The 14,330-nt window shown below is 69.4% G+C and carries 12 protein-coding genes; 10 read left to right on the forward strand and 2 right to left on the reverse strand.

From position 1 onward, the window contains the following. Nucleotides 1-80: 80 nt before the first annotated feature. Entirely contained in the window at nt 81-2,294 is a 2,214-nt protein-coding gene (locus tag D7Y04_RS41530) for an FUSC family protein (RefSeq protein WP_121762935.1), read from the forward strand. A 51-nt stretch (nt 2,295-2,345) separates the two neighbouring features. Beyond that, nucleotides 2,346-4,238 carry an RICIN domain-containing protein gene (locus tag D7Y04_RS41535; RefSeq protein ID WP_121762936.1) on the forward strand — a complete coding sequence of 631 codons (1,893 nt, stop codon included), beginning with the start codon at nt 2,346-2,348 and terminating at the stop codon, nt 4,236-4,238. Here the strand turns inward: D7Y04_RS41535 and D7Y04_RS41540 are convergent, their stop codons facing one another. Next, nucleotides 4,239-4,556 (reverse strand): hypothetical protein, encoded by a 318-nt coding sequence (locus D7Y04_RS41540; protein WP_147477312.1) that lies wholly within the window; start codon nt 4,554-4,556, stop codon nt 4,239-4,241. Here D7Y04_RS41540 and D7Y04_RS41545 point away from each other — a divergent pair. The 8 genes from D7Y04_RS41545 to D7Y04_RS41580 all read left to right on the forward strand — a co-directional run bounded on the left by D7Y04_RS41545 (nt 4,537) and on the right by D7Y04_RS41580 (nt 12,586). Further along, nucleotides 4,537-5,661, forward strand: coding sequence for a hybrid sensor histidine kinase/response regulator (locus D7Y04_RS41545; protein ID WP_121762938.1), 1,125 nt, complete (start codon nt 4,537-4,539; stop codon nt 5,659-5,661). The two genes, D7Y04_RS41540 and D7Y04_RS41545, sit on opposite strands and share 20 nt — an antisense overlap. A gap of 23 nt (nt 5,662-5,684) precedes the next feature. Further along, complete coding sequence (locus D7Y04_RS41550) at nt 5,685-7,310, forward strand: ATPase domain-containing protein (RefSeq protein ID WP_120595498.1); 1,626 nt, start codon at nt 5,685-5,687, stop codon at nt 7,308-7,310. After that, nucleotides 7,307-7,663 (forward strand): response regulator transcription factor, encoded by a 357-nt coding sequence (locus D7Y04_RS41555; protein ID WP_120595499.1) that lies wholly within the window; start codon nt 7,307-7,309, stop codon nt 7,661-7,663. The genes D7Y04_RS41550 and D7Y04_RS41555 overlap by 4 nt, the downstream gene beginning before the upstream one ends. A 120-nt stretch (nt 7,664-7,783) precedes the next feature. Then, a complete protein-coding gene (locus D7Y04_RS41560; protein ID WP_121762939.1) occupies nt 7,784-9,166 on the forward strand; it encodes an MATE family efflux transporter in 1,383 nt (460 codons plus the stop codon). Between the two features lie 142 nt (nt 9,167-9,308). Further along, entirely contained in the window at nt 9,309-10,532 is a 1,224-nt protein-coding gene (locus tag D7Y04_RS41565) for a glutathione-independent formaldehyde dehydrogenase (RefSeq protein WP_121762940.1), read from the forward strand. A 95-nt stretch (nt 10,533-10,627) separates the two neighbouring features. Beyond that, entirely contained in the window at nt 10,628-10,981 is a 354-nt protein-coding gene (locus D7Y04_RS41570) for a two-component system response regulator (protein ID WP_158620635.1), read from the forward strand. Between the two features lie 110 nt (nt 10,982-11,091). Beyond that, nucleotides 11,092-12,117: a hypothetical protein gene (locus D7Y04_RS41575; RefSeq protein ID WP_121762941.1), complete on the forward strand. Its 1,026-nt coding sequence runs from the start codon at nt 11,092-11,094 to the stop codon at nt 12,115-12,117. 76 nt (nt 12,118-12,193) lie between these two features. Continuing rightward, nucleotides 12,194-12,586, forward strand: coding sequence for a hypothetical protein (locus D7Y04_RS41580; RefSeq protein ID WP_120600361.1), 393 nt, complete (start codon nt 12,194-12,196; stop codon nt 12,584-12,586). 70 nt (nt 12,587-12,656) lie between these two features. On the opposite strand, the gene D7Y04_RS41585 is transcribed toward D7Y04_RS41580, so the two are convergent. Continuing rightward, the gene (locus tag D7Y04_RS41585) at nt 12,657-14,222 is read right to left on the reverse strand and encodes a carboxylesterase/lipase family protein (protein WP_121762942.1); all 1,566 of its coding nucleotides are present in this window, start codon (nt 14,220-14,222) and stop codon (nt 12,657-12,659) included. Between the last annotated feature and the right edge of the window lie 108 nt (nt 14,223-14,330).

Here is a 14,330-nt window from a genome sequence, read left to right on the forward strand (position 1 = left end):
GTCCGGCGCGAGTGACGACCCCACGGCATCGGGCCCGGATTCCGGTGGCCCGGCCGGGGGCGTTGCTCTATGGGGGACGGGTGCTCCACCGTCAGTTCCTGGACCATGCGAAGGCCGTGGCCCGCTTCGCGCCCGTGCGGCCCGCGGTGAAGGCGGGCCTCCGGGCCGCGCTCGCGTTCTTCGTCCCCACCGTCTTGGGCACCGCGCTGCATCTGCCCGCCACCCTGTGGCTCGCCATCGGCGGCTTCAACACGTCCTTCGTGGACAAGGGCGGCTCCTACCACGCCCGCTTCCGCGCCATGGGCGGCACGGCGCTGGCGGCGGCGGTGTCCGCGGTGCTGGGCGGCCTCGCGGGAATGCACCCGGCCCTGGCCATTCCCTCCACCCTGCTCTGGGTGACGGCGTGCAGCTTCGCGGGCGTGTACGGCGCGGCGTCGAACATCACCGGCAACATCGCCGCCACCACCTTCGTCATCGCGTTGGGGCTGCCCGCGGACAGCGTCGTGCACGCGCTGGAGTCCGGTCTGGCTGTGCTGGGTGGCTCCGCGTGGGCCATGGTGCTGTCGCTGGTGCTCTGGCCCATCCGCCCCTACCGGCCCGCGCGCAAGGCGGTGGCGGCGTGCTTCGACGCGGTGGCGGACTACGCGGAAGGACTGTCGCGCACGGTGCAGGGCGCGCGCGAGGACGCATGGCAGGCGCTCATCCAGGAGCAGCACGGGCGCATCCGCGAGCTGCTGGAGCTGGCGCGCACCACGCTCGCGGCCACGCGTCAGGGCCGGGTCGAGCGCGGCCGGGGTGAGCGGCTGCTGGTGCTGCTGGAGTCCGTGGACGCGATGTTCATGGGGCTCATCGCCCTGGGCGAGCAGTTGGAGAGCCTGGGCCCGCCGGTGAGTGGCCCCGTGGGAGACCCGCGCGCGGCGGTGGCCGTGGCGCTGCTGGACTGCGCGAACACGGCCAGGGACCTGGTGCGGCTGGTGGAGCAGGAGGGCCGCAGCCGCAGGCCCCAACCGGAGTGGGGCGGGCGTGCGCTGCGCGACGTGCTCGGAGACCTGGACGCGCGCGGACTCGTCACGCGATTGGAGCGGGCGCGGCTGTCGGACATCGCGCGGCTGCTCACGGAGATGCGCGAGCGCGCGGACGTGGCGCTGGACACCGCGTGCCGGCTGGCTGGCCCGCTCGCCGAAAGCCCACCTCCCGCGCGAGCGCTGGCCGAGGAGTCGCACGCGTCCCTGCTGGATCCGGTGCGCGCGCACCTCACGCTGGATTCAGAGGTGCTTCGGCACGCGCTGCGTGCGGGGCTGACCACCACGGCGGCGGTGTACGTGGCCAGCGTGTTCCGGCCGAACCACGGCTACTGGGTGACCATCACCGTCCTCACCATCATGCAGCCGTACACCGGCCCCACCTACCTCAAGGCGCTCCAACGTGTGCTGGGGACGGTGGTGGGAGGCCTGCTGGCCATCGCCGTGTCGTCCTGGCTGCAGAATCCGCACGCGATGATGGGCCTGTTGTTCTGCACGGCCGCCCTGTGCGTGAGCCTCATCCCGCTCAACTACGGGCTGTACACCATCTTCGCCACGCTCACCTTCGTGCTGCTGGCGGAGCTGGGCAGCGGGGACCGGACGCTGGCGCCGGTGCGCATCGTCAACACGCTCATCGGCGGCGCGCTGGCGCTCGCGGGCACCTTCTTCCTGTGGCAGCGCTCGGAGAACCAGCGCTTTCCCGCGCAGATGGCGGACGCGCTGCGCGCGGACCGCGAGTTCTTCAACGTGCTGGCTCGCGCGTGGCAGCGGAACGGGCCACCGGAAGCAGCGGCGCTGGCGGAGGCGCGTCGCAAGCTGGGGCTGGCCACCATCAACGCGGAGACATCCTTCCAGCGCCTGCTCACTGAACCGCGCTGGCGCACGGAGGCGGTGGAGCCGCTGATGACGCTGCTCGCCTTCACCCGCCGGTTCGCGGCTGTCTGCACCCTGCTCGCGTCGCGGCGCTCCGTGCCCTCCACCCCGGCGGTGCAGGAGGCCCTGTCGCGCTTCGCGCGCGCCATGGACGCGAGCATGGAGGACCTGGCGGACTCGGTGCACCATGGCCGCCGTCCCAAGCCCCTGCCCGCCTTCGACGCGCTCATCGGCTGGAACGTCCCCACCCCGGACGCCCCCGGCGCCGCGATGAGCGCCGAGGCCCCCCTGCTCCAGTCCCAGTTGGAGCGACTGGCGCGCCAGCTCACGGTGCTCCACACCGCCGCCGTCCGCCGTCTGGAGGCCCTCCCTCAGCCATCCACGATTAACAAGCCTTAGCCGAACAGTCTGAATAGACTGCGGGACTCCCCATTGGTGTCTGGAGTCCCCATGTCCCCCTGGTTGTCCCGTGTCCCCCTGCAGGGCCTGCTGCTGGCCGCCTCCACCCTCCTGCCGCTCGCGGCGAGCGCGGCGAACGAGACCGTGCGGGTGTGGCTGACGACGACGTCCGGCAGCACGCTGTCGAAGAAGCTCAACGCCGAGGCGAACAAGGCGTTCGGTCCGGAGACGGGCAGCGCGACGGCCATCGACGTGAACGAAGGCGTGACGTACCAGACGCTCGATGGGTTCGGCGGCGCGCTGACGGACTCGTCCGCGTGGCTCATCTTCAACTCGCCCCAGCGCACGGCCATCATGAACGACCTGTTCAGCGTGACCGCGGGCGCGGGCCAGAGCGCCATCCGCCTGCCCATGGGCGCGTCCGACTTCGCGCGAAACAACTACACCTACGATGACACCTGCTGCGACCTGAACGACTTCTCCGTGGGCCACGACACGGCGTACATCCTGCCGCTCTTGAAGCAGGCGCGCGCCATCAACCCGGAGGTGAAGATCTTCGCGCTGCCGTGGAGCGCGCCCGCGTGGATGAAGTTCAACAACTCGCTCACCGGCGGCGGCTACCTGCGCAACGATTTGTACGGCACCTACGCGAACTACTTCGTGCGCTTCGTGCAGGCCTACCAGACGAACGGCGTGCCCATCCACGCGCTGAGCCTCCAGAACGAGCCGCACAACGCCAACGGCGGCTACGCGACCATGCAGATGGAGTCCAACGACCAGTCCATCTTCGCCGCGCAGCACCTGCGCCCCGCGCTCAACGCCGCGGGCTTCAACGGCGTGAAGGTGCTGGCGTGGGACCACAACTGGCACGACGGCGCGGGTCCCGCGGGCTACCCGCATGAGGTGATGGCCTACAACGGCGGTCAAGCGCAGAGCGCCGTCGCGGGCGTGGCGTACCACTGCTACGAGAGCCCCGAGGGCAGCTACAGCGTCCAGTCAGCATTCCACGACGCCTACCCCGCCAAGGAGGTTCACTTCACCGAGTGCACCGGCGGCTTCTGGGCCACCAACGCGGCGGCGAACCTGGAGTGGGCGCTGCAGAACAACCTCTTCGGGCCGCTGCGCCACTGGTCGCGCACGTCCTTTTACTGGAACCTGGCGTTGGATCCGAACCACGGGCCGCGCGTGGGCGGCTGCGCGGACTGCCGGGGCATGTTCACCGTGGACAACGCCGCGGGCACGTACACGCGCAACGAGGAGTACTACGCGTGGGCGCACCTGGCGAAGGTGGTGCGGCCGGGCGCGGTGCGCGTGGGCGCCACGTCGCTGGGCAACAACAACATCGAGACGCTCGCCTTCCGCAACCCGGACGGCTCGCGCGCGCTCATCGCGCTGAACTCGAATGACGGCGCCACGCTGTCCTTCAAGGTCCGCTGGAACGGACAGTCCTTCGAGTACACCCTGCCGCCGCGCTCGGTGGCGTCCTTCCAGTGGGGCGGGACGTCCGGTCCGCAGGGGCCGTGGTACCGGCTGGTCAACAAGGCCACGGGCAAGTGCGTGGACATCGTGGGCCCGTCCGCGGCGGACGGCACCGGGCTGCACCAGTGGACGTGCCACACGGGTGCAAGCCAGCAGTGGTCCCTGGTGGCGACGGACAGCGGCTATTCGCGGCTGGTGTCGCGCTACAGCGGCAAGGCGGTGGACGTGGCGGACGTGAGCGTGGCGGACGGCGCGCGCGTGCAGCAGTGGGCCTGGGCGGGCGGCGCCAACCAGCAGTTCAAGCCAGTGGCCACCACCGGCGGCTACTCCCGCTTCGAGGCCCGCCACAGCGGCAAGGTGCTGGACGTGAGCAACTGCTGGAGCAGCGGCGACGGGGCCACCGTCCAGCAGTGGGTCTGGTCCAACAACGACTGCCAGCAGTTCCGCCTGGAAGCCATGCCCTGATCAGGGCACCGTCGCCAGGAAGCCATCGAGCAGGGTGTTCACCTGCTCGCGCACCTGGGGTGTGGCCGACTCCAGCAGCGTGCCCCGGTACAGCTCGATTCCGGGCCGGAAATCCGGCCCCGCGTCGCGTCCGGCATCCTGCGCCCGGCGGCCCGCTTGGGAAGAGGCTGACGGCTCCAGCGCCGGATCCGTCCGGCGGACAACACCCGACGAAACGCACTCGCGCTCCCCCCAATCTTTTTCGCCGCCGGTGGTTCCATTCGCCGCTCGCGCCCCCACTGTTCCCGCGGCACCGCCCGTGAATTCCTCCGACGCCAAGAACGCCCAGGCTGGCCGCACCGCCGTCACGGTCCTCAATGTCAATGACGACCCGGCGACGCTGTACCTGCTGAGCCTCACGCTGAAGCAGGGCGGCTACCAGGTGCTCGAGGCCACGGGAGGGCGCGAGGCGCTCCGGCTCGCCCAGGGGCGGCCCGACCTGGTGCTGCTGGACGTGCACATGCCGGACATCGACGGCTACGAGGTGTGCCGCCGCCTGCGCGCGGACGAGGCCACGCACGACCTGCTCATCGCCCACCTGTCGTCCGTGTCCGTCAAGCGCGAGGACCGCGTGCGGGGCCTGGCCCAGGGCGCGGACGCGTACTGGACGCGGCCGCTGGAGGAAGACGAGCTGCACGCGAACATCGAGGCGCTCTTGCGCCTGCAGACCCGCGCCCGGGACGCCGTGCGCGCGCGCGACCGATTCCTCAGCATCGCCGCGCATGAGCTGAAGACGCCCCTCACCGTGCTGCGCCTCAACCTGGAGCGCGCCGTGGAGATGGTGGTCAACGACGCGGACGCGGGCGGCGCCATGGGCAAGCGCCTCACGCCCGCGGTGCGTCACCTCACGCGGTTGCAGAACCTGGTGGACAACCTGCTGGACGTGTCCCGCCTGTCCACGCAGGGCATGGCGCTGCAGGTGGACACGGTGGACTTCTCCCAACTGGTGCGAGAGCAGGTGGAGCGCTTCCAGGCTCCGGCCCGCAGCGCGAACGTGGCCCTGACCGCGGAGCTGCCGGACGCGCCCGTCCTCCTCTTCGGCGATCCGCGCATGCTGGAGCAGGCCGTGGGCCACCTCTTGTCCAACGCCGTCAAGTACGGCGAGGACCGGCCCGCGAAGGCACACCTGTCCACGAACGAGGGCCACGCGGTGCTCGCCGTGGAGGACCAGGGCGTGGGCATCGCGACGGAGGACCAGGCGCGCATCTTCCGCCGCTTCGAGCGCGTGCCCGCCCCGGGCCGCTTCGAGGGCCTGGGCCTGGGGCTCTACCTGGCCCAGGAGATCGCCGCCGCGCACGACGGCACGCTGACCGTGAAGAGCGCCCCGGGCCAGGGCGCGTGTTTTGAGCTGAGGCTGCCCCTGCACCGCACCCAGCGGTACTGACGCATCCAAAGGGAGAACGATTCGTGTCGAACACCGAAGACGCTGACGGCAGCGCCCCGTCCAGCGAAGGCAAGAGCCCGACGAAGCGCCTCGTCACCAATGTGCCCCGGCTGGACTTCATCACCAAGGGCGGCCTCATCCAGGGCTCGTCCTACGCCATCATCGGTCCACCGGGCTCTGGCAAGACGGTGCTGGCCAACCAGATTGCGTTCCAGCACGTGAAGAACGGCGGCAAGGCGCTCTACGTGACGCTGCTGTCGGAGTCGCATGGGCGCTTGCTGGAGAACCTGTCGCAGATGACGTTCTTCGACCCCGACGTCATCCCGGACCGGCTCCAGTACCTCAGCGGCTACCGCGACCTGGAGCGCGACGGGCTCAAGGGCCTGCTGGAGCTCTTGCGCAAGAACGCCCAGGCGCACGGCACCACGCTGCTCATCATCGACGGCATGGACGCGGCGAAGGAGTTCGCCCCCTCGGACCAGAGCTTCAAGCGCTTCCTCCAGGACCTGCAGACCTTCTGCAGCATCCTGGGCTGCACCACGCTGATGCTCGCCCCGCACCATGAAGGGGAGATCCACCCGGAGAACACCGCGGTGGACGGCATCTTCGAACTGTCGCTGTGGCTGCACGGGCCGCGCGCGGTGCGTGAGCTCATCGCCATCAAGTTCCGCGGCGGGCCATCCCTGCTGGGCCGCCACGAGGTGGAGATCAGCAACCAGGGCATCCTCATCCACCCGCGCACGGAGGTGCAGTTCGCGCACCCCGCCGCGGCGGGGCGCGAGGACCGCATCCGCATGCCCTTCGGCATCCCCCGCCTGGACGAAGCGCTCCGGGGCGGCGTGCTGTCCGGCTCCACCACGCTGCTGTTGGGCGCGCCCGGCACGGGCAAGACGCTCCTGGGGCTGCACTTCCTCCTCGAGGGCGCGCGCGCGGGCCAGCCGGGCGTCTACTTCGGCTTCTTCGAGACGCCGCCCCGCCTCATCGAGAAGGCCGAGGGCACCGGCATGGGGGACCTCAAGAAGTACGTGGACGAGGGCCTCATTGAAATCCAGTGGCAGCCGCCGCTGGAGCACAACATGGACTCGCTGGCGGAGCGGCTCCTGGAGCGCATCGAGGAGCGCAAGGTGGACCGCCTGCGCCTCTTCATCGACGGCGTGGCAGGCTTCCGCTCCGCGGCGGTGTACCCGGATCGCCTGGGGCGCTTCTTCTCCGCGCTCACGCACCAGCTGCGGATGATGGACGTCACCACGCTGTACTCGGATGAGACGCCCCTGTTCAGCCCCGGCGTGGACATGCCCCAGCCGGAGGCCGCGTCCACCGTGGAGAACGTCATCCTGGTGCGCTACGTGGAGCTGCGCTCGCAGCTCTACCGGCTGCTCTCCATCATGAAGATGCGGGAGAGCGCCTACGACAGCGGCATCCGCGAGTTCTCCATCAGCGAACAGGGCATCGAGGTCGCGGGCACCTTCGAGAGCGCGGAGAGCATCCTCACCGGCCACGCTCGCCTGACTGGCGGCGAGAGCTCCCGCTCCGACCGCGTGAAGGCCCCCCTGGGCGCGAAGAAGAAGCAGGGCCGCAAGGCGCCAGCGAAGAAGAAGCCGGGCTCGAAGAAGGCTCCGGCGGGCACGTCCCGACGGAGGCGTTCATGAAGACCGTGCTCGTCGTGGACGACGAACAGGACATCGCCGAAGCCATCCAGGCCATCCTGGAAGAGGAAGAGCTGCGCGTCGTCGTCTGCGGCAACGGCCGCGAGGCGCTGGCCAAACTCAAGGAGGAGAAGCCCGACCTGGCCATCATCGACGTGATGATGCCGGTGATGAACGGCTACGAGACCATCGACGCCATCCGCAAGGACGGCACCCACCACTTCCCCATCCTCGTCATGAGCGCCATCCAGCCGCCCAAGGCCAAGATGGAGGAACAACAGTGGGCCGGCTTCCTCAAGAAGCCGTTCTCCCTGCGAGACCTGGTGGACACCGTGGAGCGGCTGACGTCGTCGTAGGTGTCGCTCTCACGATTTCAGCTCAAAGCACCCGCGGCGGGCAGGCAGCCGTCGCGGGTGCTTCCGGTTGAAATCGAAAAATCGCGCGCGCACAGTGAGTCCACCTGACGCGACGCATCCATGCCCACTGAAGTCGAGCCGACACCCTCCCGAGAGCCGGGCCTGTTCCGCCTCACCTGGCCCATCTTCTTCGAAATCTTCCTCTTCATGCTGATGGGCACGGCGGACACGCTGATGCTCAGCGGTGTGTCGGACGCCGCCGTGTCCGCGGTGGGCGTCGTCAATCAGTACGTCTTCATCTGCATCCTGGTGATGGAGGTGGTGAGCCACGGCGCGTCCATCGTCGTGTCGCAATATCTCGGTGCGAAGCGAAACGTGGAGGCGGCGCGCATCGCGGCGCAGGCCATCACGATGAACTTCCTGTTGGGCCTGGCGGTGAGCGGCGGGCTGTTGTTGTCCGCGGACGCCATCCTGGGGCGGATGAACCTGGAGCCCCAGACGCAGGCGTACGCGAGCACCTACTGGCACATCGCGGGTGGCTTCCTGTTCCTGCAGGCGCTCATCAACGTCTTCTCCAGCCTCATCCGCACGTACGGCTTCACGCGGCAGTCCATGTACGTGGCCATGGGCATGAACGTGGTGCACGTGGTGGGCAACTGGGTGCTCATCTTCGGGCACTTCGGCATGCCAGCGCACGGCGTGGCGGGCGCGGCCATGTCCACCGTCTTCAGCCGCGCGATGGCGGTGGGCGTCTTCGCGTGGATGCTCTGGCGGGTGATGGACGTGAAGATGCAGCCCACGAACTTCGTGGCGCTGACGCGTGAGTACGTGCGGAAGATTCTCCGCGTGGGCGTGCCGTCCGCGGTGGAGCAGATGACGTACCACGCGTGCCAGACGGTGTTCCTGTACTACGTGACGTACCTGGGCCCGGTGGCGCTGGCGTCGCGGCAGTACGCCAACGCCATGTCCCAGTACGTGTTCCTGTGCAGCCTGGCCATCGGCATGGGCACGTCCATCATCGTGGGCCGGCTGGTGGGCGCGAAGCGCTCGCAGGACGCGTACGCGCGCGTACTCAAGAGCCTCAAGTGGAGCATCGGCATCACGGTGGCGGTGGACGTGACGGCCATCCTCTTCCGCGAGCCGCTCATCCGCCTCTTCACGCACGACGGCGACATCCTGCGGCTCACGTCACAGGTGCTCGTCCTGAGCCTGCTGTTGGAGACGGGCCGCTCGTTCAACCTGGTGCTGGTGAACGCGCTGCGCGCCGCGGGCGACGCCACCTTCCCGGTCATCATGGCGATGATCTCCATGGTCTGTATGAGCCTGCCCCTGGGCTACTTCCTGGTGTTCCACCTGCAACTGGGACTCGCGGGCGTGTGGCTGGCGGTGGCCGCGGACGAGTGGACGCGCGGCCTGGCCATGTGGCTGCGCTGGCGAAGCCGCGCGTGGGAGCGCCAGTCGCTGGTGTCCCCGGCGGAGGCGCCGGTGGTGATGGCGCACTGAAACGACGCGAGGGCTCGGACGCGCGCCCGCCCTGCACGCCTGTACGGGGCGGCCGGGCGTGCTCATTCCCCGGCCCCTTCCCCTGGACGCGGCGCATCCCACTATTGGTGGGCCGCGTTACGGACCCACCCAGGAGAAGCCCATGCTCGCAGTCGTCTACAAGGCCAACAGCCAGGTGAAGGTGGAGGAGGTGGAGGATCCGAAGATGGAGTCCCCCACCGACTGCATCATCCGCGTCACCTCCGCCGGCATCTGCGGAAGCGATCTGCACATGTACGAGGGCCGCACCGCGTCCAAGGCAGGACAGGTGTTCGGCCACGAGAACATGGGCGTCGTGGAGCAGGTGGGCCCTGGCGTGACGAGCATCAAGAAGGGCGACCGCGTGGTGCTGCCCTTCAACATCGCCTGCGGCACCTGCTTCGACTGCGTGCGCGGCCGCACCGAGGCGTGCCTCGTCGCCAATCCGGAAGCGCCGCACGCGGGCTACGGCTACGCGGGCATGGGTCCGTACCGCGGTGGACAGGCGGAGCTGCTCCGGGTGCCCTGGGCCGACTACAACTGTCTGAAGATCCCGGGGAAGCCGGGCGATGACCTGGAGGACGACTTCCTGCTGCTGTCGGACGTGTTCCCGACCGCGTACCACGGCACCGAGCTGGCGAACGTGCGGCCGGGCGCCACCGTGGCCGTCTTCGGCGCAGGGCCTGTGGGCCTGCTCGCCGGCTACTGCGCGCTCCTGCGCGGTGCCTCGGAGGTCTACGTGGTGGACAGCGTCCCGGAGCGCCTGGCCAAGGTGAAGGAGATGGGCGCCATCCCCATCGACTTCACCAAGGGGGACCCGGTGAAGCAGATCATGGACCTGCGCCGCGGCAACCCGCTCATCATGGGCGCGCTGCGCGCCGGTGAGGAGAAGGCCATGGGCGTGATGTGCGGCATCGACGCCGTGGGCTACCAGTCGCGAGACATCAAGGGCGCGGACGCGCACGGCGGCCGGGAGAAGCCCACCCAGGTGCTGGAGCAGTTGGTGGAGCTGGTGAACCCCACGGGCTCCATTGGCGTCGTGGGCGTCTACATCGCCCCGGACCCCGGCGCGTCGGACGAGAACGCGAAGCAGGGCATCTACCCGCTGCCCTGGGCCAAGGTGTTCGACAAGGGCATCACCGTGGGCACCGGCCAGACGCCGGTGAAGCGCTACAACTACTTCCTGCGCGACCTCATCATCGCGGGCCGCGCCAGGCCGAGCATGATCGTCAGCCACCGCCTGCCGCTCCAGGACGCCCCGGACGCGTACAAGAAGTTCGACGCACGCAAGGACGGCTACACCAAGGTCATCCTCAAGCCCCAGCTGGGCCCCAAGGCTCGCGCTTAGGGGTCCCTTGTCCCCAGGTCCAAGCCCGGGGTGCACACGCCCCGGGCCCGGCGGTATATGATCTGATGGTGGTTGCCCTGGACAAATCCTCGACCGTGCTGGTGGTCGAAAGCTACGACGACCTGCGCGAGGCCCTGGTGGCCCTCCTCGTGTTGGAGGGCTACACGGTGCTGTCCGTGGCCACGGCCACGCAGGCGTTTGAGGTGCTGTCCCAGCACCCGGACATGCCCTCGCTGGTGCTCCTCAGCCTGATGCTGCGCAACCCGGAGGACCAGCGCTTCCTCGTCCGGCTGCGGAACCTGGACCTGACGTCGCGGCTGCCGGTGCTGGCGCTCACCGCGGATCCGGACCTCCAGGCGGCCCCGTCCGGGACGGTGGGCCTCTTGGGCAAGCCGGTGCGCACGGAGGTGCTCCTGGCCGCCGTGGACCGCTACCGGACCCGGCACTGAAGGCCCTCGTCAGGGGCTGATGTAGGCAGGGAAAGGCCGCAACTGCGGGCGGCAAGGGTCGATAATCCATCAACGTCCACCGTCTCGGTGGTTCGAGGGGGAGACCCGACATGTCCAGAATCGGTGAATCGATTGGCGGCGCCATCGCGGCGCGAGTGCAGCAGGCGCTGACCCCGCAGGTCCGCCCCACCCCGCCGCCTCCGGCCGCTCCGGTCGCGTCGCGTCCCTCCGACACCTTCGAGTCCGCTCCCGCCACCCGTCGGGGAGGCCCCGCGCTGGGAGCTCCCACGCCCACGGCCACGCCCACCCAGGTGGGGACGTCCGGCACGGCGGTGCAGACGAACGGGAGCACGGTGGCGGACTACCAGGTGGGTCCTCCCCGGCGTCCGGACATCCACCACGACAACGGCTTCCTGCAGAACCCCAACGACCCCAACGACCCGAACCCCATCCCCACGGAGAGCCCGGGGCTGAGTGACTACGCGGCGCGGGCCGAGTGGGAGGTCAAGCTCCGTGGCGCGCAAGCCCTCCAGGGCGTCCCGGGCGTGCCGCACAACGACATCCCGGACGGCCTGGACACGTACGACCACTTCCTGCACGGCAACGGGGCGGACCGGCACTTCGACTACGAGCGCTTCGTCCGGACGGATCCCGCCGGCCAGGCGGTGCTCACCAACTCCACGCGCGACACGCAGCAGGCGGCGGAGGCGACCTACAACCAGATGATCGCCCAGGACCCGTCGCTCGCGGGCAAGCCGGTGACGTTCCAGATTACCGGCTCGCAGATTGGCGTGGGCTCCAGCGAGCAGTTCCCCTACCCGGAGACGGAGAACTGGCAGAAGGCGATTGGCGGCCACAACGTCTGGAACAGCGCCACCGTGACGGTCTACCCGCCGGAGACGCCGGGCGGGAAGCCCCGCTTCGAGATGGACATGACGCTCCACGCGGAGGACCGCTACAACTTCAACCCGGGCCAGCAGGACATCAACACCGGCACGCCGGACGCGGCCAACGGCCGGCTGGAGCAGACGGGCCTGGGGCACCAGTACACCAACTACGGCACGCTCCAGCGGCACGTGACGTGGGACCAGGGGAGCCCCGAGAATGCGACGTCGCGTCCCATCGGTGGCCGTTAGGCGCACGCTGGCTACCACCCTGCTCGCGGGGTGTGTTTCGCTGGCCTGCGACAAGCCCTCAGGGGGGAATGCATCCATGACGACAGAGACGGCCGCGCCTGCGGCGAAGACGGGAACGGACCTGGAGACGCTGGAGAAGGTCGTGACGCTGCCGCGCCGCCCCCAGGCGGTGCAGTGGCGCCAGTCTCCGCGCGGCATCCAGGGCGGGCTGGGCCCCACGGACACGCAGTTCCTCGCGGTGCTGGAGTACCCGGCGGCGGAGGCCCAGGCGCTCCAGGCCGCGCTGAAGCCCACGCGGCTGACGGTGAAGATGGATGACGGTGGGTGGCTGCCGGAGGCCACGAAGGAGGCCCTGAAGGGCGCCACCGCCTACGACGCGGCGCCCTTCTTCAAGGGCTCGCTGCGCCAGGGCACCGTGTTCCAGCTGCCCCAGTCGAGCACCTTCGTGCTGGTGCTCTTCAGCAGCTAGAAGTCCGCGCGAAGAAGCAGCAAGGGCCCGGCCGCGAACACTCGCGCCCGGGCCCTTCTCTTTTCAGGGGCTAGGTCGTGCCTTCGGGCCGGTTCTTCTTCTGGGGTGAGGCCCCCGTGTGGCGGACGTTGCCGCGGGTGTCGTGCTTCCCGCCCGAGCGGCTGTCCGCGCTGTTGATGATGGCGCTCGCGAGCAGGAAGGCGTTGAGGCGCAGCTGCATGAAGTTGTGCTCCACCTTCGGCGGCTGCTGCATGCGCAGGGTGCGGTCCTCACCCGGCTGGTGCTTCGGCCACTCGGTCGCGGACGCGGGCGCTCCGGTGCGGGCGAACTGGAGCATCCAGTTGCTCACCTGGCGCGAGTACGCGCGATCCTCGTCCGAGAGCACGTCCTGGGTGGGCGGGCAGCGGGCCACCGTGTCCAGGAAGTACGGGACGTCCGAGCCGTGCGGGACGCCGTCGGGGAACTCCGGGCGCAGCTCGGTGGCGGTGTACTCGAAGTAGAAGCGCCACGCGTCGGAGACCTTGAGGTGCAGGTCCGCGACCTGCCGCGGAATCAGCGTGAAGACGATGTCGCGGCACACCTGCCGCGCCAGCTCTTCGTCCGGTGACACGCCCGGGTAGAGCAGGCCGATGGGGACGTTGTTGTCCCGGAGCGCCTGGAGGATCTCCATGGGGTCGCGGCCCATGGCCTCCATCACGCTCACGTCATCGCTGGTGCTGCCCAGGATGAGCGGCACGCGCGACTGTTGCTGCGCCTTGAAGGTGGACAGGATGGACTGGGGCAGCACCGTGTCGCCGCACACGGCCACCGGCGCCAGCGAGTGCTCCGGCGGCTGCTGCCAGAAGGACTCCGCGGGCAGCTGCCGCATGCGCTCCGGCGTCGCGGTCCCGTCCGCCACGCCCATGCCGCGGATCAACGCCTCGCCCTTGAGCTGCGCCTGCGCCAAGGGCATCTCGTCCAGGCCGTACACGCTCATCGCCACGCCCCGGTGGAACAGGGGCTTCGCGGCATCCATGCAGAAGAGGGCCAGCACGCTCTTGGCGCCCGCGGACTGGCCCATGAGGGTGACGTTGCCCGCGTCCCCGCCGAACTTCGCGATGTTGCGGTTCACCCACTGGAGCGCGGCGACCTGGTCCAGCAGGCCGAAGTTGGCCGCGCCGCCGCCCGGCTCCTTCTGGAGCGCCGGATGGGCCAGGAAGCCCAGGTGGCCCAGGCGGTAGTTGATCGTGACGAGGATGGCGTCACGGGACGCCATGGGCACGCCGTCGTACGGGGGCAGGCCGCTCGCGCCAAGCACATACGCGCCGCCGTGGATCCACACGATGACGGGCAGCTTCGCCTGGGGGTCCACGCGAGGCGTCCAGACATTGAGATAAAGACAATCCTCAGCCATCGGATACGGGTCACCGCCGCCGCCCGCGATGCAGCCTTCGCGAGACTGGAGCGAGGACTTGCCGAACGTGGACGCCTGCCGGATGTTCTTCCAGGGCACGACCGGGGCGGGAGGACGCCACCGCAGCGCGCCCACGGGAGGCTGGGCGTAGGGAATTCCCTTGAAGGCATACACCCCTTCCTCGACGACGCCTTGGAGCTGTCCTTCGACCGTGCTGACGACGGGAGCCGACTGCTGGACCATTTTTGGAACCCCCCACGAGACCCGGCGCCAGGGCCGGGCCGGTGCGAAGTAGAGGTTTCGCCCATGCGAGTCAATGCATCGGGCCTCAAAGACAATCACCCGTCCGCC

This window comes from Corallococcus sp. AB038B (assembly GCF_003668955.1).
In the GTDB taxonomy this organism is placed as follows: domain Bacteria; phylum Myxococcota; class Myxococcia; order Myxococcales; family Myxococcaceae; genus Corallococcus; species Corallococcus exiguus.